The sequence below is a fragment of the Microcoleus vaginatus HSN003 genome (genome assembly GCF_022701255.1).
In the GTDB taxonomy this organism is placed as follows: Bacteria; Cyanobacteriota; Cyanobacteriia; order Cyanobacteriales; family Microcoleaceae; genus Microcoleus; species Microcoleus vaginatus_B.
Map to the genome: position 1 here is coordinate 3,325,601 of NZ_CP031705.1, position 20,069 is coordinate 3,345,669.

General features: G+C 45.0%; 17 protein-coding genes. 9 read left to right on the top strand and 8 right to left on the bottom strand.

Annotated elements, in window-relative coordinates; genetic code table 11:
• Positions 1-96: 96 nt before the first annotated feature.
• Positions 97-3,048, bottom strand: a complete 2,952-nt coding sequence (locus D0A37_RS14360; protein WP_242725182.1) for a glycosyltransferase — start codon at positions 3,046-3,048, stop codon at positions 97-99.
• Positions 3,049-3,442: 394 nt separating this feature from the next.
• On the opposite strand from D0A37_RS14360, the gene ftsH3 reads away from it, so the two are divergent.
• Complete coding sequence (gene ftsH3, locus D0A37_RS14365; RefSeq protein ID WP_242725185.1) at positions 3,443-5,281, top strand: ATP-dependent zinc metalloprotease FtsH3; 1,839 nt, start codon at positions 3,443-3,445, stop codon at positions 5,279-5,281.
• A 38-nt stretch (positions 5,282-5,319) separates the two neighbouring features.
• Here the strand turns inward: ftsH3 and D0A37_RS14370 are convergent, their stop codons facing one another.
• Together D0A37_RS14370 and D0A37_RS14375 are read right to left on the bottom strand one after the other, a co-directional pair.
• Positions 5,320-5,565 carry a hypothetical protein gene (locus tag D0A37_RS14370; protein WP_242725188.1) on the bottom strand — a complete coding sequence of 82 codons (246 nt, stop codon included), beginning with the start codon at positions 5,563-5,565 and terminating at the stop codon, positions 5,320-5,322.
• A 53-nt stretch (positions 5,566-5,618) separates the two neighbouring features.
• Positions 5,619-5,762, bottom strand: coding sequence for a hypothetical protein (locus D0A37_RS14375; RefSeq protein ID WP_242725191.1), 144 nt, complete (start codon positions 5,760-5,762; stop codon positions 5,619-5,621).
• A 360-nt stretch (positions 5,763-6,122) separates the two neighbouring features.
• Here D0A37_RS14375 and D0A37_RS14380 point away from each other — a divergent pair, with 360 nt between their 5' ends.
• Both D0A37_RS14380 and D0A37_RS14385 read left to right on the top strand, forming a co-directional pair.
• A complete protein-coding gene (locus tag D0A37_RS14380) occupies positions 6,123-6,761 on the top strand; it encodes a bifunctional 4-hydroxy-2-oxoglutarate aldolase/2-dehydro-3-deoxy-phosphogluconate aldolase (RefSeq protein ID WP_242725194.1) in 639 nt (212 codons plus the stop codon).
• A gap of 101 nt (positions 6,762-6,862) precedes the next feature.
• A complete protein-coding gene (locus D0A37_RS14385; protein WP_242725197.1) occupies positions 6,863-7,384 on the top strand; it encodes a L,D-transpeptidase in 522 nt (173 codons plus the stop codon).
• Between the two features lie 131 nt (positions 7,385-7,515).
• Here the strand turns inward: D0A37_RS14385 and D0A37_RS14390 are convergent, their stop codons facing one another.
• The 4 genes from D0A37_RS14390 to D0A37_RS14405 form a co-directional block, all read right to left on the bottom strand.
• A complete protein-coding gene (locus tag D0A37_RS14390; RefSeq protein ID WP_242725199.1) occupies positions 7,516-8,343 on the bottom strand; it encodes a YwqG family protein in 828 nt (275 codons plus the stop codon).
• 73 nt (positions 8,344-8,416) lie between these two features.
• The gene (locus tag D0A37_RS14395) at positions 8,417-8,698 is read right to left on the bottom strand and encodes a hypothetical protein (protein ID WP_242725202.1); all 282 of its coding nucleotides are present in this window, start codon (positions 8,696-8,698) and stop codon (positions 8,417-8,419) included.
• Positions 8,680-9,336, bottom strand: a complete 657-nt coding sequence (locus D0A37_RS14400) for an ester cyclase (RefSeq protein ID WP_242725205.1) — start codon at positions 9,334-9,336, stop codon at positions 8,680-8,682. The genes D0A37_RS14395 and D0A37_RS14400 overlap by 19 nt, the downstream gene beginning before the upstream one ends.
• Before the next feature lie 408 nt (positions 9,337-9,744).
• Positions 9,745-11,334 carry an Hsp70 family protein gene (locus tag D0A37_RS14405; protein WP_242725208.1) on the bottom strand — a complete coding sequence of 530 codons (1,590 nt, stop codon included), beginning with the start codon at positions 11,332-11,334 and terminating at the stop codon, positions 9,745-9,747.
• A 358-nt stretch (positions 11,335-11,692) separates the two neighbouring features.
• Between D0A37_RS14405 and D0A37_RS14410 the strand changes: the two genes are divergently transcribed.
• Positions 11,693-12,382, top strand: coding sequence for a CPBP family intramembrane glutamic endopeptidase (locus tag D0A37_RS14410; protein WP_242725211.1), 690 nt, complete (start codon positions 11,693-11,695; stop codon positions 12,380-12,382).
• 87 nt (positions 12,383-12,469) lie between these two features.
• Here the strand turns inward: D0A37_RS14410 and D0A37_RS14415 are convergent, their stop codons facing one another.
• Complete coding sequence (locus D0A37_RS14415; RefSeq protein WP_242725214.1) at positions 12,470-12,724, bottom strand: hypothetical protein; 255 nt, start codon at positions 12,722-12,724, stop codon at positions 12,470-12,472.
• 1,222 nt (positions 12,725-13,946) lie between these two features.
• Between D0A37_RS14415 and D0A37_RS14420 the strand changes: the two genes are divergently transcribed.
• The 5 genes from D0A37_RS14420 (at position 13,947) to D0A37_RS14440 (ending at position 20,001) form a co-directional block, all read left to right on the top strand.
• A complete protein-coding gene (locus D0A37_RS14420) occupies positions 13,947-15,086 on the top strand; it encodes a glycosyltransferase family 4 protein (RefSeq protein ID WP_242725216.1) in 1,140 nt (379 codons plus the stop codon).
• A gap of 439 nt (positions 15,087-15,525) precedes the next feature.
• On the top strand, positions 15,526-16,650 hold the full coding sequence (locus tag D0A37_RS14425; protein ID WP_242725219.1) for a glycosyltransferase family 4 protein: 1,125 nt from the start codon (positions 15,526-15,528) through the stop codon (positions 16,648-16,650).
• 105 nt (positions 16,651-16,755) lie between these two features.
• Positions 16,756-18,126, top strand: a complete 1,371-nt coding sequence (locus D0A37_RS14430) for an O-antigen ligase domain-containing protein (RefSeq protein WP_242725222.1) — start codon at positions 16,756-16,758, stop codon at positions 18,124-18,126.
• Positions 18,127-18,571: 445 nt separating this feature from the next.
• Entirely contained in the window at positions 18,572-19,363 is a 792-nt protein-coding gene (locus D0A37_RS14435; RefSeq protein ID WP_242725224.1) for a WecB/TagA/CpsF family glycosyltransferase, read from the top strand.
• 194 nt (positions 19,364-19,557) lie between these two features.
• A complete protein-coding gene (locus D0A37_RS14440; protein WP_242725227.1) occupies positions 19,558-20,001 on the top strand; it encodes a DUF4079 domain-containing protein in 444 nt (147 codons plus the stop codon).
• Positions 20,002-20,069: the final 68 nt, after the last annotated feature.

The window sequence follows — 20,069 nt, forward strand, 5'->3', positions numbered from 1 at the left end:
CTTATGGACTCAATGGCGCTGTTGAAATGGTTTGAGATTCTTCGCTTCACTTGCGAATGACAGACAGGACTTACGCAGTCAACCTGCTGGGATTTCTCAACCAGACAAAGCTGTTTTGTAAGCAGCAATTGTCTCCTGAGTACACCTTTCCCAGCTAAATTTTTTCGCTTGTACTAGCGACTTTAAAGACATTTCTTGCCGCAAAGCAGGTGTACTGTACAGTTTTAGGATGCTGTGGCAAAGTCCGTCAGCATCTGTCGGAGCGAGCATAATCCCGGCATCGCCGACTACTTCGGGAAACGATGAATTATTCGAGGTGATGACAGGAATACCGCACTGCATTGCTTCCAAAGGCGGCAAACCGAAACCTTCATATAGCGACGGGTAAACAAAAACCATCGCACCGCTGTAGATGGCGGCTAAATCTTCATCAGCTACATAGCCAGTTATAATGATACGGTCTTTTGACAGACCGAATTTTGCAATTTCTTGAAAGATTTTTTCGTACTCCCAACCTTTGGCACCGACTAAAACTAAGCTGAGGTCTTTGATACCTTGTTGCTGCACGACTTTTGCGAAACAGCGGATGACGTGTTCGAGGTTTTTTCGAGGTTCTAATGTGCTGACACCCAAGATATACGGTGCGTCGGGAATGCCGTATTTGTGCTTGACCGATGCCATATTTTCCGCATCATTGCAGCGGTAAAATAAAGCCGTATTTGCAGCTAGATGAGTTACAAACACTCTTTCCGGGTTTAGTTTGACGTGATTTAGCAAATCGTTTTTGGTGGCTTGAGATATGCAGAGAATGTAATCCTCGGCCGTTAAGCTGTTTAAAGATGCCTGCATTCTCTGGTAGTCGTCATCATTTTTACCGATAAAGAACTGCGACAATAGGATGGGAATCAAATCGTAAACAGTGGCAATTTTTTTGACATTTTTGCACTCGCGTGCTTGGTTCGGAATCTGATAGAATGTCGCGTGGAAAATATCGGCTTGGCTCAAGCTCTCCTGGTCGATTAAATGGCTGCGCTGCTTTGAAATGCCGATCGAATTTGAAAGGTATTTTTTTAAGTTGTCTGTTAAAAGTTTGGATTGGGGTTCTTGGCTGTGCTCCGGGAAGATTTTTTCCCGGTTTTCTAACATCTTGTAAAGCTCCATTAATTTGCTTTCAAAATTTTTGAAAAAGCTGGAGTGAGCCAAAGGTATCCCGCGAAAATTGGGCTGAGTCTGCAAGTAATCCAGGCAAGACTTCACGGCGTACCAAGAATTAGTCGCGCAAAAAGATAAATCCAACTCTTTCGAGGCAATTAAACCCGATGCGATATTCTCTATGACTCTGGCAACACCGGTTCTAGAACGCGAATCGTAGTGTCCGTATCCCAGTACGGATATGTCATAAAAAATCTTGATCAACTCCTGCTGTTTTTCGCCATACGCATAGACTGGCGAATAAGATTCTGCATATATTTCCTGCGGTTTGTGGATGATTAAAAGCAAGGAAGTTGCAATGTAACCGCCCAATTGTATTTTCAGGTGCGGGGCCCATTGATTGCTAAGATCTTTCATCGCCGTCAAATCGTATTTGCTGTCGCCCATCCAGTAATCTGGAGGTTCTACGCGATATCCCTCGGCTGTTAGTTCACTGATTAAACGCTGAATGTCTCTGTGTCTGAAGAATACTAAATTGTCTGTGTTTAAGGTTCCTTCATTTGATGAACAGTTGAACTCTGTTGTATGAATTGCCATACCGCCGGGCTTTAAGCATTTCAGAGATTCTTTAACAAATCTGAGTCCGTGTTCGATCGATCCTATATGCTCAAAGGCACAAGAAGACCAAATAAAATCAAACTCACCTTGCTTTAAGTCTTCGGGGATATTGTTCATGTCAACTTCGCGGAAGCTGACAAGTTTTTCAAAGGTTTCTGGCGGGCAGATTTGCTTTTCGTTAAGTGCTTGTTTGCCGCGGCAAAGTTGATCGGTTGTGGCCCAGTGTTCCTTGGCTTCAGGAATGTCGTAATTTTGGTCGGTGGCGACAATTTCGCACCCTAAAGAAGCGAATGCTGACGGTAGCGGTTCGTTACCAACCGCAAAACCCATGCCTTTTTTTCCGGCTTTGAGAAATCCTCTTTCATTCAAAGCTTGAGACATGACAACCCACTCCCAATATTTGCGGTGAATAGTTTTGGAAGCTTGGAGTTTGTCTATCCAATGCTGATAGTAATCTGTCTGAAAGTCTCGGTTGACGCACAGCTTGCTTGTTACTCTCCTAAATACTGGCGGCTGTTTGTCGGCGGTTGGGGGTTGAGTCAATGCCGATCGAGTAGCAGGAATTTTGGTAATATCTAGGACGGCGATCGCATTTGCAAAAGGAAAAGGTGCATTATATTGGGCCCTAACAAGTTCTTCGGGATTGGCTTGTTGCCAAACTGAAGGCGCCGGCTGGGAGGCGTCCACTTTAACTAACTTTAAATAACTGGCACTGACTGCATTTTTAGGAATATTGTATATATCGAATAAGAGATTCAAGTAATCTTGACTGAACTGGATATACCATCCCCTTTCGAGGAATTTACCGAAGGGTACTGTAATCAGCGCTCTACCGTTATCTGACAGCAAATCGTAGATTTTGGCGATCGCCTTTAAAGGCCCTTGCCAATCATATTTTTCCAGCTCTTCACCGTAAGCTTCACTCGGGTCAGATCCTTGTCCGATGTGTTCTACTGTAGAGATGCAAATTATACCGCTATACTTTTCTTCAGGATCGGCATCCATTAAATCAATTTTGTCTACTCCCACAGCAGTTTCGTATTTGTCGATAATTCTTCTAGCTTGAATTTCGGCAATATCTGTCGGCATCAGTTCGGGGTAATATTGCAGCACATTACCCACTTCCAGCAGTCTGCTTTTATCCTTCAATCCGGCAAGAAAGTTCCAGGCTATGGGTATTTCTACCGCTCTCTCCGAGGCTGGATAGTTGTTGTGCTTGAGCCTGTTGTAGGCCAGCCGTTGACCGTTGAAAATGAAAGTATCTTGCGAATCTGACATTTTGAGTTTTCCTTGGGCTATTGGCGATCGGTGAATTGCGATCGGTGCATCTTAATTTATACGTCAAATTGTCGGTCTAAACAGAAGTTGCGTTTCAATGCCACGCGGTGCAAAGAGTGTGCAACTCCGAACAAGTTAATTTGTCAGTCGATCGAGAGACAATCTATTGACAAATTCTGTCTTATAGTGTATCCGGAAATTCAACGATTAAGACAGCACCCGCATCTCCTGACGAAGCCCAGGGCCGTTCGGTTTCCACAACCTCACCTCAGACCGCCGCAGCATGGCCGGGATTCCTCACCACACAAAAACAAGTTACAATTACGTTAAGATTGATGAACATAAATAAAAAATCCCAAATCAAAGGGACTAAAAATTAGGAGGATCGACCTCGGTGAATAAACGCTGGAGAAACGCTGGCCTGTACGCACTGCTGGCTATTGTAGTCATTGCCTTAGCAACGGCATTTTTTGACAAACAGCCCCCAAGTAGGGAAGTTTGGAAGTACAGTCAATTCATTCAGGAAGTCGAAGGCAAGAGAGTAGACAAAATAAATATCAGTTCCGATCGCAGCAAAGCCCTGGTCACAGCCCAGGACGGCAACAAGGTACTCGTTAACCTGCCGAACGACCCCGAACTGATCAACATCCTGACCAAAAATAACGTAGATATTTCCGTTCTGCCCCAAAGCGACGAAGGCTTCTGGGTAAAAGCCCTCAGCAGCCTGTTCTTCCCGATTCTGCTTTTGGTGGGACTGTTTTTCCTGGTGCGGCGCGCCCAAAACGGGCCCGGCAACCAAGCCATGAACTTCGGCAAATCCAAAGCTAGAGTCCAAATGGAGCCACAAACTCAGGTGACTTTCGGCGACGTGGCCGGCATCGAACAAGCCAAGCTAGAGCTCGCAGAAGTCGTGGACTTCCTGAAAAATGCCGATCGGTTCACCGCAGTCGGAGCAAAAATCCCCAAAGGCGTGCTGCTGGTCGGCCCTCCCGGAACTGGCAAAACCCTGCTGGCAAAAGCAGTGGCTGGAGAAGCAGGCGTTCCATTCTTCTCGATTTCCGGTTCAGAATTTGTGGAAATGTTCGTGGGTGTCGGTGCTTCCCGCGTCCGCGACTTGTTTGAACAAGCTAAAACGAACGCTCCTTGTATCGTATTTATCGATGAAATTGACGCCGTAGGCCGCCAGCGGGGCGCTGGTTTGGGCGGTGGTAACGACGAACGGGAACAAACCCTCAACCAGTTGCTGACTGAAATGGACGGCTTTGAGGGTAATACTGGCATCATTTTGATTGCTGCCACGAACCGCCCCGATGTACTCGATGCGGCGCTGCTGCGTCCGGGTCGTTTTGACCGCCAAGTTGTGGTCGATCGCCCCGACTTCGGAGGCCGCCTAGAAATTCTCAACGTTCACGCCCGTGGCAAAACTTTGTCGAAAGACGTGGACTTGGAAAAAATTGCCCGCCGGACACCTGGTTTCACAGGTGCGGATTTGGCCAACCTGCTCAACGAAGCAGCAATTTTGGCCGCCCGCCGCAACTTGACCGAAGTCTCGATGGATGAAGTCAATGATGCGATCGACCGCGTGCTCGCCGGCCCTGAAAAGAAAGACCGCGTGATGAGCGAAAAGCGCAAAACTTTGGTAGCTTACCACGAAGCCGGTCACGCTTTAGTCGGCGCGCTGATGCCCGATTATGACCCCGTGCAGAAAATTAGCATTATCCCCCGCGGCCGCGCTGGCGGTTTGACTTGGTTCACACCAAGCGAAGATCGGATGGATTCTGGCTTGTATTCTCGCTCTTACTTGCAAAATCAAATGGCGGTAGCTTTGGGCGGCCGCATTGCTGAAGAGATTGTCTTCGGCGAAGAAGAAGTAACAACCGGTGCGTCGAACGACTTGCAGCAAGTGGCAAGAGTAGCGCGACAAATGGTGACTCGCTTCGGAATGAGCGATCGGCTAGGCCCTGTAGCTCTCGGTCGCCAACAAGGCAATATGTTCATGGGTCGCGATATCATGGCCGAACGCGATTTCTCGGAAGAAACCGCAGCGACGATCGACGATGAAGTGCGTTTGTTGGTAGAGCAAGCTTACCGTCGCGCTAAAGAGGTACTCGTCGGCAACCGCCACGTCCTTAATGCTTTGGCAGATATGCTAGTTGAAAAGGAAACTGTGGATTCGGACGAATTGCAAAATTTGTTAGCTAATAGCGATGTGAAAATGGCGACGATCGCCTAATCAATTTTGGATTTTGGATTTTGGACTTTAGAGGAAATCTAAAGTTTGAAATCGATAATTGGGGTGATTCTGGGAATGTCTGGAATCGCCCCGATTTTTTTATGAGTGCGATCGATCGATTTTAGATTTTCAATTGGGGATTTTAGCTTGTATGTCAAGAATGACCAAGTGATATCAATTCCGGTTGCACTCAGACATGATGTTGACTGTTGACTGTTGACTGTTGACTGTGAATCGAACAACTGAAAATTGCGCCGAGATAGGTGCCGACTTGTAAAACTCATTCATGAATTGCCCTATAATTTATTACCTGACGATGCCGCCGGCAACGATATGATCAGACATTCAACCTACCTTTTCCCTCAAGCTGGCGCTTAACTTCTTCCCAGGGAAATCTTCTTTCATCTTTTCTATATTCAATAATCCGACAGTCCTCAACATCCTCCCAGAGTTCGTCTGGGTACTGGAAGTCAACCAGCACCGCGACTTTTTAGCCTTGAGAGTCAACTAAAAACTGAAAGTCGATCGGTTCGCCGCATTCAGCCAGAACCTCAGCCAAAAATTCGCTGTGTTCTTTGAGGTCAACAATTGCAGCGGTTTTGTTGCCTAGATTTTGAGTTCAAAATTGAACGTGGCGCATATTGTAATTTGGCATCTATCGAAGTTAGTAACCTGTATTAAAATTATATGCGAGTCAGAATGAGACGAGTTCCCAATTCGGGAGCATTCCCCAATCTAAAATCTACAATCTAAAATTTTCAATTGTATGAATCAATGATACAACTTCCCAATCCGGGAGCGTTCCCAATTCTAGAATCTAAAATCTAAAGTCTAAAATTGTATGAATCATCAATCTTGGTTAACAAAACTAAAAAAACACCGCGCGATCGCAGTTATCCGTTCCTCCGAAAAAGAACTCGCTCGGCACATGGCTTCATCGGTAGCAGCCGGAGGAATCCAGTTTATTGAAATTACTTGGAACACCCACAAAGCCGCTGAATTAATTGCCGAACTCCGCTCGGACTTCCCTACTTTTAGTATTGGCACCGGCACTTTATTAAACTTAGAACAGTTGCAACAAGCAATAGACTGCGGCGCTCAGTTTCTGTTTACTCCGCACACCGATTTAACTATGATTAAAACAGCAGTTGATGCCGGAGTGCCGATCGTCCCCGGTGCTTTTTCTCCCACGGAAATTGTGACGGCGTGGCAAGCAGGCGCTACCTGCGTTAAAGTCTTTCCGATATCGGCTTTGGGAGGCGCCGCCTACCTGAAAAGCCTGCAAGGCCCCCTGGGAGACATTCCTTTAATTCCCACGGGCGGGGTGACGCTGGAAAATGCGAAAGTATTTATTGACGCCGGGGCGATCGCCGTGGGTTTAGCCGGAGACTTATTTCCTAAACACTTAGTGGAAAATCGCGATTGGCGCGCGATCGTCCAAATTGCACGAGATCTTACCCAAAACTTAACAACTTGTTAAGCCCTGTTTCCCAATCCAACATTTCAAATCTACAATCTAAAATAGGACAAGCCAATCTAAAATCTAAAACCTAAAATCTAAAATACTACGAGGTGTGAGAAATGAACAGCATTATCAACTCAACTTACTTCCGCCGCGCTGGAACTTTCTGTGCCGGCTGCGCCCTCACTTTTGCTACATTCTGCGGCGGTTCAATGACCGCATTTGCCAGCGAACAGCACAACATAATTGCCAATAGAATTATGTTGTTGCAGCAATCCAGCGAACGCTGGATTGAAATAGATTTGTCAAGACAAAGGTTAATAGCTTGGGAAGGAAATACACCCGTTTACGCGGTGATTATTTCCAGCGGCAAATCATCGACTCCCACCCGCACGGGAACCTTTGCCGTTGAAACCAAACACCGCGTTACGAGGATGACTGGGGATGACTACGATGTGCCCGACGTTCCCTATACAATGTATTACGACGGAGGCATGGCAATTCACGGCGCTTACTGGCACAATTTGTTTGGCAATCCCGTTACTCACGGCTGCACAAATGTAGCTGTAAATCACGCTAAATGGCTATTTGAATGGGCCTCAGTGGGAACACCTGTGGTGGTGCACAAATCTCAGGTTTAGGGAATTGGGAATTGGGCATCGGGCATCGGGCATAGTCAAACACTATTCAATCTGTTAGAACCCCCACTTCTTAAAGAAGTCGGGGTTCTGGGTACTATGTTTTTTTAGGTGTGCTTACTTAACTGCTGCTTTTAACAACAATCCCAATTATATAAAACTTTACTAAAATCTAATTCTCTGAGTGCTGATTCATCAATAAAAAAGTTACCTACACCATTGTCTCCCCACATGATATCTACTGTCTCATTGCAATCGCTATCCATTTGGAATAGAAGAATGTCCGGCTTTTGTTTTTGATCGGAGTTACTACTATATTTTCTTACGTCGTCTTGTGTAAAATAAGGATAACCACCTATTTTATGACCCAAGGAATGCGATATTTCTCGGTACTCATCCTCAATTTCAGGGTTCATAAATAACTGGTTAATTTCTTCTGGTAATAGTTCAATAAATTGGTAGTCATTGGTACTAATCGGCGCATATTTTTTAGTAAATTGCAAGCTGCAACAGCCATTAACAGGAATAAATTCTAGTTCCGGCAAAAAATCATAATTGGTAATGATGTTTTCAACTCGGAAGTCGGGCTGAGGAAAATAGATTATTTTGAATCTGTCTTCGACTGTGGGATTATCTACATCGGCGGAAGTGCCCAAATCTAAACCATATAGGTAATCGTCGGCTATATAAAACTGCAAAATTCCCCGCTCGGGAAAACCATCTAAAGGCGGTACTTCAGAAAAGTTGATTTGTGCTAGCAAGAATAAATATTTACCGTCAGCAGTTTTTGGATACTCAAAGCCTTTAGGTAAATAGGGCAAACCCCCAAATTTACTCTGCCACCAATTAACGTCATCATTATTCTGGGTTTGAATTTCGATGTAAGGTTTAATGGTAGCTTCGATTCTGTCGCGATACTTTTCTAATTCGGGAGAGAGTGGAAATTCTAGTTTGTACTTCATCTGCTTTTAACAATTTGTTTTGAAGGCAATCCGTAGGATGCGCCGAAGCGCACCTTACCTGTAAAGTCTATCCTTAACTTAGCTGCACCACGGGTTTATCCTCTAACAATGTTTGATTTGTCAGCAAATCTTCCACGGTAATTCGCAAAAAGCGCTGTTCGTCAACGCGGAAGAAGATTTTGATGCGATCGCTCCCCGGATACCCAGGCGGAGTCAAGCGAAAGCCAGCGTCTCCCTCGCTTTCGCTACTTATAGCGACGGAGACGCTTGCACTGCAACTCGAACAATTATTTATGATTCCGATTCCAGCGGAAACGATATGACCTCTTCCTTTGATTAATGACTTACGGGACATCCTCCGGTCGTTAACCCTGTTAAGAAATTATTGGTGTCAAAGAAATGTTCTACAGACTCAATCTTTAAATCCTCTGTGACTTTAGCAATGCTAAGACCAATAATTTCAATAGTTTCTCCTGTCCCTTGATGATCTTTGTAAGATCCCCTAAAAGTACCCCAGTGTCTCCACTTAAACACGACGTTAGGAGGCCCTGCAACGACTTCGACTAATTCCCAGAGAAAGCCATCGGGAAAAGCTGTGTGAAAGAGGTTGTAGGAGGATTGAAAGGTTTCATCAGAGGCGCGGTAGTGCTCTGAGTTTTCTAGAAAGAGATTATAGGTTCCCTGATCTACAACTTCTTGGGCTGTGTATTCTTTTCCTCCATTAGTGCTCATACGGAATTTATCCGTAACTACAGAGATCCATTGTTGGGGATTGGTTTTGAAGGATGCTTCCATTTCAAATGTTCTCACCAAATTATAGGCGATCGCATTCAAAGACCCTTCGGCATGATTGTGTTTCTTTTCCTTTTCCAAGAAAGCATTAGTGCGAGAATAGTTGGGACGATTCCCGTCCCGCCATTCTACTCCATCATCCTGTTTCAGAACTTCTTCTCTATCTTGCACCCAGAGGGGTAAGCCGGGAGTTGTACTCATTGCTGTTAATCTCCTAGGATTTGGGTTAATAAAAATCTTGATACTACAATGAAAGACTGGTGGTTTTGAGGCGAGTGGATATCAAAAAATATACACGAAAATTGTCGCCCTGTCAAGCCTCCGCAGACATAAACTTAACTATAGGCATCCTAAATCATTTGTGAATTTCTTACTCCCTCCCCTTCTTAAGGGGAGGGTTGGGGTGGGGTCAAAAATTTACGACTCCTGCAAGGATTGCTATATCTGCATAGGTTGTCGTCTCCAATAGATATGTCCAAAAACTAACTGGTTCCTAGGAAGAGCCTCGGAACCAGTAATTTCTTAGTCCCCCTCTGCTCGGAGGAAAGTTTGACTCTATGCAGCGATTTCAAGCTCGGAATTATCAACCAAATTATCTAAAGTCTATCCTTAACTTAGCTGCACCACGGGTTTATCCTCTAACAAAGTTGCATTTGTCAGCAAATCTTCAACGGTAATTCGCAAAAAGCGCTGTTCGTCAACGCGGAAGAAGATTTTGATGCGATCGCTCCCCGGATACCCAGGCGGCGTCAATTGAGCGATGCTGCGTGCTCCTTCTTTATCATTTAAGGGCTGTACCGATGTTTGGCCGGCGAGTTGGCGAGTAATTAGCCTGTCGCCGTCAAAATATATCTCTGTGCCGCCAGTTTCCGCTCCCAATTCGCCGATAATTAATTCTATACTCGGCTGATTTTCTAAAGAAGCTCCCAAGACTAATTCTACCGGTTCGCTCATCGGATAAGACTGGCCGGATTTAATTAAACTGTGCCAACTGTGGCAATTTTCGCGGCGGTTCCAGTAGCGAATTCCGTAACTGTGATAGAGAAAATCTTGGATTTCTATGCCTTGACTCAGTTGCAGAGCACCTTGGGCGATCGCCTCAAAGGGTTTGTCGCAGCGAATTTTTGCCGGCTCGAAATATTGCTGCACCCAACGCCCGACGGCGGGAATTTGTACAGTACCGCCAACTAGCAAAACTGCATCGATATCGCCAATTTCTAAGCCTTGGCGGCGCGCTTGCTGCAATACTTGATTCATGCAGTCGTCGAGTTTGTCAAAAAACTGATGTTCCGCGAGGATAGATTCAAAACGAGATCGGTCTAATTCTAATTCGTAACTCTCAAAATTTTCGTCATCAAAATAAACCTCAACCGCCTGATTCACTAAAGACAATTGAATCTTTAACCGTTCTGCCAATCTCGTCGTTATCGGAGATTTTGCCAGCCCTTTTGTTTGAACAAAATAGTCAACCAGCCAATTATCAATATCAGATCCGCCTAAATTTTGTCCGGCTTTAGCCAAAACCCGCGCAACTTTTGTTTTTTGCGCTGAAGATTCAGCTAATAGCTTTTCGCCCCACTTAAGAATAAAACCAAGGGGCTTTTTGCCGGAGGAAGCGTCCAAACGCACCAAAGAAAGGTCTAGAGTTCCACCGCCGAAATCAATGACTAACAGATTTTCGCGATCGGCTAAACCGTAACCCAAAGCAGCCGCCGTAGGTTCGTCCAACATCCGCACCTGTTCTACTTCGAGAGATTGTGACACTTTGCCCAACCAATGGCGGTAAGCTTCAAAACTGTCTACCGGCACAGTAAAAATCAAAGAATCGATCGGCAAAGGCCGTTCGCGAATTGAGTTCACAATTTGGCTCAAATACCACTCACCTACTTGTTCAAAAGTAATAAGTTGCCCGTCAAGTTCTGGCACAAAACCCTGAACAGAAGTGCCAATTCCCCGCTTAAAATTGCGGAAAAACCGAGCATCTCCACTCAAATCAAGGCCTCTGTCGCGGACTTGCTGACCGACTATGACTTTACTTTGAGCAGCGTCCTCAACGTAGAGTAAACTAGGAATGAGGGGCGGGTTTTGAGCCGAGATTGCCGACAATCCCGGTAATTTCAAAGTTTCGGGCTGCTGGAGGACTTGATTCCAGCGAGCGACGACGGTGTTGCTAGTTCCAAAATCAATTGCGATCGTCATTCAGCCAAAATACACAGCTACTAGGGATTAAATTATATTATGGTATTTGGAGTCCCCAATGCCAACAGATTATCAAATTGTCCTGGAATAAAGACTTTGTTGCCACAAAAACTCCTTTAGGGGCGGAGTCTTCAATTTTGTGCAACTGCATATTTTTCGACGCCACAAATAAGCACCACTTTTATAAGCGACACAAAACTCATACCATTGTAGATTTTAAAATGGGGAATGAATTACTGCATAAAGGTTTGGATTACTGGTCTACAGTTACATTGTTTTTTGAAAGTGGTATCGCCTGTCCGCAGTGGCCCCGCTTTTACCTTTGATATCAATCCAATTTTCAAATGAAGCGTGAAAAATGTTAGATATGGGCGATCGCAAAAAAGCACTATTGGCTTTAACATTGCTTGTCCCCGCGGCTAGCATTGGTATCATAGCAGGCTTGTATATGGCCCCGGGAAGCTGGGGACAAACACTGTCAGTCTTGTGTCAAGTTTGGTTGCTGGTTTTTCCGATCGCGTGGTCTGTTTTTGTCGATCGCGAAAAGCTCAGTTTCTCCCTACCCAAGCGCCAAGAATTGCTGGCTGGATCTATTTGGGGAATATTCATGTTTGCGGTGATTGTGGGTATCTATAGCCTTTTTGGCCAGCAGTGGATCGATCCTGTAGTTGCTAAAGAAAAATCGCACCAATTAGGTATTACCAGCCCTACTATTTACTTGATTGTAGAAGCATATTTTGTACTGGTTAACTCGCTGATTGAAGAATTTACTTGGCGGTGGTTTATCTGCAAGAAATGCCAGATTCTCATACCGGGAACAAAAGCAATATTTCTGAGCTCGCTATTTTTCACGCTCCACCACATTTTTGTAATAGCAGCTTACAGCGACTGGCAGGCTGTGATCTTAGGTTCCTTAGCTGTGTTCACTGCCGGGATAATTTGGTCTCAGTCTTATCTGACTTACCGTTCACTTTGGCCTAGTTATATCAGCCACGCGATCGCAGATTTTGCCCTGGCAAGTATTGGTTGGCAAATCCTCTTTAACTAGCTGCTTTTTCAGCGACTATTCCTGGCAATTATACAGTAAAAATTGATCTTTGGCCCCACTCACTCTCCAGATTAATCTCTCCCCCCATCATCCGGGCGGCGTGCCACTGCCGCAGGCGATAATGTACCCTGATAAATTGTAAGCTTTTGCAAGGTATATGTGGCTGTAGCTGCGGGTGATGCCAACTAGCAGCGACAAGTGTTTGCTGGCATTCATGCTGATTGTACTGGGATCTTGAGTGATGCTGTGCAATAATCGAACCTTAATATCTTCCCACCGGAAGATGCTTTTCGCTAAGGCATCGGCTTTTAATTCTATGTTGGGTTTTGATTGCGATCGCATAATTTTAGCTGCATGAATACTGGCCAACATATCGCTGCAAAAATCGGCGGCACAACCCCCAAGAGCACACCGATTGTCATCCAAAATTGCAAAGTCAGGAAAAATGATGATTTCATAACATGAAATTTTTTGTACGCGAAATCGTTTGATACATACCACGAAGCCGCTGCTACTGCTTAGGAGTTAAGGCGTACACAGTATAGGCCGATTAACCTTGAGTGTCCTTTTGATCTTTATAGGATCATGTGATAATTTGCTACTGATTTTTTTTACGGTAATTACTTATACACGACTTGGGCAGGGATGCTACATATACTCGCCTCCGAAGTGGCAGCCTCTTTTGGGAACTTTTTCATGCGATCGCCTTTTATTAAAAAATTTAAAACTCCGGCAGCTAACTAAATTTATATCGGTGAAACTCTATCTTCTGTAGCACGATTGGGAAACCTATTTTTTCAAACAGTGGACGTATCAACCGGGTTGTTTCACAAACATACGACAAGTGAGGGTGAGGGATATCGCTTGAAAAACAGGGTTTCTTTACCCATTCGCACCTCCACGACGCTCATTCGCGTGATCGCCCCTGTAAGTATCTAAGAAAACTATTATGTCTGAATCCTGACCAAATAGGATATTGTCTCAAGCAATACCTAAAGGACTGTTACCAAAAAATTCAAGCTACCGATCGAAGTTTAGATCTATGGCAGCGATGGAGGACTCAACCTTCTCAAGGTAATTATCTCCCTCTTTAATTCAGTATAAAATTTTGCAAAAGGCGATGTCAATCTACTGAATTTTGTTGCAAATGCTACCTTTCTCCCCCACATTAAAACTTGGCTCATATTCGGTTTACCGTACATCCTTGTCAGTTGTATAGTAAATGATGTTATCTTTAACAGATGCTGTTGTCTAGCTTGGTTTGTGTAGCGAAAAAAGCTGCTAGTTGAGGAGGTATCTATCTTCAGGATGAAATTTCGCTAACCTACAAATTATCCCTAGGGGAACTGTTTCGCAATCGCATCCATGGTTATTATCAATGCAACGACAGTGAAGTTTTGGCAGATAGATATTGGGGTGTTACGAACAGTCTATCGGTTGGATTCTATGTAAACACCAGGAAAGGGGTAATTAATATTCACCCGCCCCTCTTTCCTTTTGGGCTATAACATCAGCGCTGGTAGCAGTGCCGAAAGCGAGTTAAAGTCTTCAGCGGGACTTAAAAATGAAAATCACCTTTGTTCTTCCTACTCTGTCTCTGACTGGTGGAATACGAGTAATATCTATTTTCGCAGAACTTTTGAGAAAACGAGGACACTCCGTGTTCGTCATCTCTGTAGCCCCTCCCCAGCCGAGTATGCGCCAGCAAGTCAAGTCGCTGCTGCGGGGAAGAGGTTGGATTTCCCCACCTGAAAAGGAACCCTCATTTTTCGATAACTTAGGTGTAGAACACAAAATTACCGATCGCTACCGCCCGGTAGAAGACAAAGATGTACCTGACGCTGACGTAGTAGTGGCCACCTGGTGGGAAACCGCCGAGTGGGTAGCCAAACTCTCTCCTAGCAAAGGAGCAAAAGCTTATTTTATCCAGCACCACGAAATTTTTGACTATCTACCTCAAGGAAGAGTAGAAGCAACCTGGATGCTGCCCATGCACAAAATTACGATCTCTGAGTGGTTAGTTGAGCTAGCTCGGACTAAATATGGCGATCGCCAAGTTTCCTTAGCTCCTCCTACCGTGGACACCAAGCAATTTTACGCCTGTCCTCGCAACAAACAATCGGTTCCTACAGTTGGCCTAATGTACTCTACAGTCTATTGGAAAGGAACCGACATCGCCATCAAAGCTTATTCCCTAGCGGCCGAAAAGATCCCCAACCTGCGTCTGGTTGCCTTCGGTACACAGGCCCCATCCCCGGAATTGCCGCTACCGCCAAATACCGAGTATGTAATTCAACCCGACCAAGACAAAATCAAAGACTATTACAGTAAATGCGATGCATGGCTGCTGGCGAGCCGCTCAGAAGGCTTCGGCTTGCCTATTATCGAAGCGATGGCGTGCCGCACTCCCGTCATCAGTACCCCAGCAGGCGCTGCTCCTGAAATTTTGAGCGGGGGTACTGGCATACTTGTAAGACCTGAAGATCCCGAAGAAATGGCAAAAGCCATAGAGTCTATGTGTCAGTTGCGAAATTCCAAGTGGCAAGCCCTGTCTGAAGCAGCTTATGCCAAGGTGAACAATTATACCTGGGAAGATGCCACGGATCATTTTGAAGCAGCCTTGAAAGTTGCTATAGACAAATCTAAACAGCGCGACGTTAAGATAGTTTCGTTTTCTCCCTATGGAAAAATTCCGGTTGGCTAACTGCTGCCCTTTTAAATTGTCGCTACCCGCGTTTTCGGCGCGGGATTCTCAGCCAAAACTCAATATGGTTTGATGGGGCGCTTCTGCCCCAACTAACATCACCTCTGTCCGGTTTTTAACCCAGCAGTCTCGACAAGAATTCTGACCGCACCGACGAGCGACTGCTGGGGTTATAAAGCGATCGGCAAAAATCTGAACCAGAGTGCAACGGAGGTTTTAAGGCTGGCTCCGTTACAGGTTAAACTTGTTTAGTCCTCAAACATCTCCCGATTTGTAATTGGGAAAAGTCCCTGAGGATCAAGTAAGATCGGCTCGACTATCGAGTTACGATCGCCTCCAGCACAGATCCGCACCCCGCAGAAAAGCCAAACAGAGGCTGGTAAGTGCCAACTTGCTTTAAGGAGGAGTTTTAACCATTATCACTCTTCAGCATTTATTCATGAAAATTACTTTTGTCCTGCCTACCCTTAGTCTTACAGGTGGCATGAGGGTGTTATCTATATACACAGAACTTCTCCAAAAACGGGGACACAAAATATTTATCGTCTCTATGCCCCTGCCGCAACCGACTTTAATCCAACAATTGCGATCGCTGCTGAGGGGTAGGGGTTGGCTGTCGGCTCCCAAAACACAAAAGTCTCACTTTGACAAGGTGGATGTCGAAAGCCGAGTTATCGAAACCAACCGTCCAATTACCGATCTTGACGTACCTGATGCCGATATTGTCATGGCTACTTGGTGGGAAACTGCTGAGTGGGTGGCAAAACTCTCTCCCAGCAAAGGAACGAAAGTATATTTTCTCCAACATTACGAGGCTTTTGACTACGTACCAAAAGCTCGGGTAGAGGCAACTTGGCGGTTGCCGATGCACAAAATCGCTGTGGCCCAGTGGCTGGCCGACATAGCTCGGAATGAATACGGCGATTTTTCTGTATCTCTCGTCCCTCCTACGGTGGACACCAAACAGTTTTACGACCCCCACTCGCGAGCGAAGCAGCCGCGAGGCAAGCAATTAGTTCCCACAGTCGGGATGTACTATACTACAACTCCTTGGAAAGGCTGCGAGCTTGCCCTGAAAGCTTTCTCTTTAGCTGCTAAAAAAATTCCCAACCTTCGTTTAGTTGCCTTTGGTTCCGGCCACGATAGTTCTAATCCCAATTTGCTGCCTGAGGGTACTGAATATAATAAGGAACCTACTCAAGACCAACTAAAAGAATTTTACAGCAAATGCGATGCTTGGCTGTTTTCCAGCAGCTCCGAAGGCTTCGGTTTGCCAATTTTAGAAGCTATGGCTTGCGGCACTCCAGTCATTGGCACTCCTGCTGGTGCGGCTCCGGAACTACTTGCTGGCGGGGGTGGCATACTTGTCAAGCCACAAGACCCAGAGGATATGGCAAAAGCGATCGAGCAGATTTGTCAGTTGTCTGATGCCGAATGGCGCGCAATGTCCGAGACTGCTTTGCAGACGGTGATAAATTATACTTGGGAGGATGCAACTAATCTCTTTGAGGCGGCACTCTACACGGCTGTGGAACGTCAGGCACAATTAACCAACAATACGTAAAATTGAGGTTGATTTACAAGATAGGGGTTGGGCGATCGGTTAATCGAGAATTTTTATCGGGCAATTTGAGCTGTCTTTCTATAATTTTACTGCCAAAAAAGACCTATGGTTGCATTAATCCCACTTGCTATGTTCGGCTTTATTCCAGTCGTTTTTTACCTGTTTGTGAGGTTTCCGGCTCAGCGGGCAGTAATTATAAGTTTTGTGGTAGCGTGGCTTTTTTTACCCCAAGCTTCTTATCCCATCCCCTCATTGCCACCGTATACCAAAATCTCCGCAGCTTGCTACGGCATTTTGCTGGGGACTCTGCTCTACGATACTGCGCGCCTCACATCTTTTAAGCCCGGTTGGCTGGACGTGCCAATGGTAATTTACTGTTTGTGTCCAATTGTTTCACAAGTTAGTAATGGCGGCAGCCCGATTTCTCCGACTGTCAACCAAATCGTTACTTGGGGTCTGCCTTATTTTTTAGGACGCTTGTATGTGGGCAATTTAGAGGGGCTGCGACAATTGGCGATCGGGATTTTTGCAGGTGGGTTAGCCTACATTCCTTTTACTTTAGTTGAAGGGGTTAAGGGCCCAATTCTCCACCAAATGATTTACGGCGTCAATGCCTTTGACGACTGGGGTCAAGCAAGGCGTTTGGGGGGGTGGAGGCCAGTAGTATTTATGCAGCACGGTTTGATGGTGGGCCTGTGGATGATGACAGCCGCCTTAATTGCTGTTTGGCTGTGGCAAACTGGGGCGCTTAAAAAGTTTATGGGCCGTAACATCAAGACTTTAGCAATTATATTAACTATCGCTTTTTTCCTGTGCCGTTCTACTGGCGCCTACAGTTTATTTGGAATAGCGTTGCTCATATTATTCTCTGCCAAATGGTTTCGCACCTCTTTGCCCTTGCTCTTGATAATTGGATATATAGTGTTTTATCTGTACATAGCTGCATCGGGTCAATTTTCGAGCAAAGACGTAGTTGAGTTCATCACTCAAATATTTGGCGAAGAACGAGCCAGCTCTTTGAAGTTTAGATTTGACAATGAAGAGATACTGGGGGAAAAGGCACGGCAAAGATTAATGTTTGGCTGGGGAGATTCCGGCGGCAACCGTGTGTATAACGAGTACGGAAAAGATATCTCGGTCACCGACAGCTTATGGATTATTGCATTTGGCGTCCACGGTCTAGTCGGTTTAGTTAGTTTATTTTCTTCATTGTTACTTCCTGTTATCGTCTTTTGCGTGTTTAAGTATCCCGCCAGAACCTGGTCTAATCCCAAAGTAGCACCTGCTGCCACCCTGGGAATAGCCTTAACTATGTACGTGTTTGACTGTGTTTTGAATGCTATGACTAACCCGATTTTTGCGTTGATTGCTGGAGGAATATCGGGTCTTGTCTTAAAAGCTCCAGAAAGTCTTAAGGCCAAGAAAACCAGTTCGCCACCAAGAAGACAGTCGCTGGTTCACCAAAAATCAGGATGATTTTCAGGGAGGCGATCGCTGCTTCACTTCAAGCTTGACACTATCTTGCCTTCCCTGGATACAAAAACTCAAAAATATACCATTTTTGGAGAAAATCAAGTTCGGACATTGCACGATATTTCTCACTCTGTTAAAATTTTAATCTCACCAATAAATTATCTTTTTCATTAATTTGCAATGCTTCTAGTATTAGCAAGGAAGGGCTTTTTTATTGAATTTCTCTTGCTGCGATTTGTAAACGAAAATGGGCTTCATACACTTTTTTATAAAAGGAGCTGATTCTTTACACAATCTTTAAACATCCTGACTGGACAGGTAGGGTGTACGAGGATATACTGAGAAAAGTATATTCACTGAAGTGTCCAATTAGTGAAAACCTCAGGCTGTAGCATGGGTTATAATAGTGTGAGTTGTAGTTTAATATAAGGCGGGAAGGGAATAATAAATGAAAACAGTTAATTTATTGAATGTCTCCATCGATAACTTCTCAATCACAGAGTTGTTTGAAAAACTAGACTACGAAGGTGGTGTCGTATTTACGCCAAATGTAGACCACTTGATTAAGTTGCAGTATGACCGGGACTTCTATGAAGCTTACAATACCTCTACTTATAGAGTCTGCGACAGTCAAATATTGATGTATGCCTCCAAGTTTTTGGGTACTCCTATCAAAGAAAAAATTTCTGGTTCTGACTTGTTCCCTGCATTTTATATGTATCACAAAGATAACGAGAAGATTAAAATATTTTTGCTAGGAGCAGCCGAAGGTATTGCGAAGAAAGCCCAAGAAAAAATCAACCAAAAAATTGGGAGAGAAATAGTAGTTGAAGCACTTTCTCCTTCTTTTGGCTTTGAAAAAAATGAGGAAGAGTGTGAAAAAATAATAGACACGATCAATAAATCAGGAGCTACAGTCCTAGCCATAGGAGTGGGAGCGCCCAAGCAAGAGAAGTGGCTGGTTAAATACAAGAGCAAATTAACACACGTTAAAATTTTCTTAGCAGTAGGTGCAACCATTGATTTTGAGGCGGGTTGCAAAGCCAGAGCTCCCAAATGGATGAGCGAAGTCGGCATAGAATGGGCGTACCGACTCTTAAGTGAACCGAGAAGGTTGTGGAAAAGATATTTGATTGAAGGTCTGCCTTTTTTCCGATTAATCTTAGAACAAAAATTAGGGTTTTATAAAATGCCTTTCGACAGCAAAACCCGGGAGCTAGAATGGAAAGGCGGCTCCTAAAAAGGGTAGCGACAAATCTCTAGCGTCAATTAAGCTGAGTATCAGAGAAAGTTCGTTTGACTTCAAGGTAAGACGGAAGCAAGCTGTGGATAGTCCGATCGCACTTTCTCTCAAAATTCTTCATTTTTGCTTTCAAGTCCAGGTAAAATCGGAGTGAAACCTTTTGTGGAAAATCCTAATTAGGGATACAACCGATGAATCTGCCTTCTTTCTTGTGGTTGTGGAAAATAGCGGCTTGGTCAATGGGTGTTTCCCTGTTAGCTTACCTGTTGCTGGCCGTTACGGGAACCTGGATGTTTGCGGCTCGCAGTACGAAACAGCCCCGCCCGAAATGGCTGCGTCCCTTTCATTTAGCGACTGGTGTGGGGATGGCAACTTTGGTAATTTTACTGCTGGGAATTGGTGTAGTCGGTACGCTGGGATACTACGGCAATTTGGGTCACTCGGCTCATTTACCGGCCGGGTTAGCTGTTGTGGCTTTGGTGTTGGTTTCTGTTGGAAGCGGGCTGCAAATTGGTCCTAAACATCCTTGGGCGCGTCCCCTCCATATCGGCACTAATTTGGCCTTGTTTGGGGGATTTGTGACTGTGTTGCTCACAGGATGGACGATCGTACAAAAGTATTTGCCGAAAGTTTGAAAGCTGTCTATTTGACCTCAAACTATACCAAATATGCAAGGGAAAACATATATGTAAGGTGCGCTGCG

Excerpts from the sequence above, each read along its gene's own strand:
- D0A37_RS14400 (WP_242725205.1), bottom strand. The coding sequence starts at position 9,336 with ATGAGTACAACTCCCGGCTTACCCCTCTGGGTGCAAGATAGAGAAGAA.
- D0A37_RS14435 (WP_242725224.1), top strand. The coding sequence starts at position 18,572 with ATGAAAACAGTTAATTTATTGAATGTCTCCATCGATAACTTCTCAATC.
- D0A37_RS14430 (WP_242725222.1), top strand. The coding sequence starts at position 16,756 with ATGGTTGCATTAATCCCACTTGCTATGTTCGGCTTTATTCCAGTCGTT.
- D0A37_RS14420 (WP_242725216.1), top strand. The coding sequence starts at position 13,947 with ATGAAAATCACCTTTGTTCTTCCTACTCTGTCTCTGACTGGTGGAATA.
- D0A37_RS14360 (WP_242725182.1), bottom strand. The coding sequence starts at position 3,048 with ATGTCAGATTCGCAAGATACTTTCATTTTCAACGGTCAACGGCTGGCC.
- D0A37_RS14410 (WP_242725211.1), top strand. The coding sequence starts at position 11,693 with ATGTTAGATATGGGCGATCGCAAAAAAGCACTATTGGCTTTAACATTG.
- D0A37_RS14415 (WP_242725214.1), bottom strand. The coding sequence starts at position 12,724 with ATGCGATCGCAATCAAAACCCAACATAGAATTAAAAGCCGATGCCTTA.
- D0A37_RS14425 (WP_242725219.1), top strand. The coding sequence starts at position 15,526 with ATGAAAATTACTTTTGTCCTGCCTACCCTTAGTCTTACAGGTGGCATG.
- D0A37_RS14405 (WP_242725208.1), bottom strand. The coding sequence starts at position 11,334 with ATGACGATCGCAATTGATTTTGGAACTAGCAACACCGTCGTCGCTCGC.
- D0A37_RS14380 (WP_242725194.1), top strand. The coding sequence starts at position 6,123 with ATGAATCATCAATCTTGGTTAACAAAACTAAAAAAACACCGCGCGATC.
- D0A37_RS14440 (WP_242725227.1), top strand. The coding sequence starts at position 19,558 with ATGAATCTGCCTTCTTTCTTGTGGTTGTGGAAAATAGCGGCTTGGTCA.
- D0A37_RS14395 (WP_242725202.1), bottom strand. The coding sequence starts at position 8,698 with ATGTCCCGTAAGTCATTAATCAAAGGAAGAGGTCATATCGTTTCCGCT.
- D0A37_RS14385 (WP_242725197.1), top strand. The coding sequence starts at position 6,863 with ATGAACAGCATTATCAACTCAACTTACTTCCGCCGCGCTGGAACTTTC.
- D0A37_RS14370 (WP_242725188.1), bottom strand. The coding sequence starts at position 5,565 with ATGAGTTTTACAAGTCGGCACCTATCTCGGCGCAATTTTCAGTTGTTC.
- D0A37_RS14390 (WP_242725199.1), bottom strand. The coding sequence starts at position 8,343 with ATGAAGTACAAACTAGAATTTCCACTCTCTCCCGAATTAGAAAAGTAT.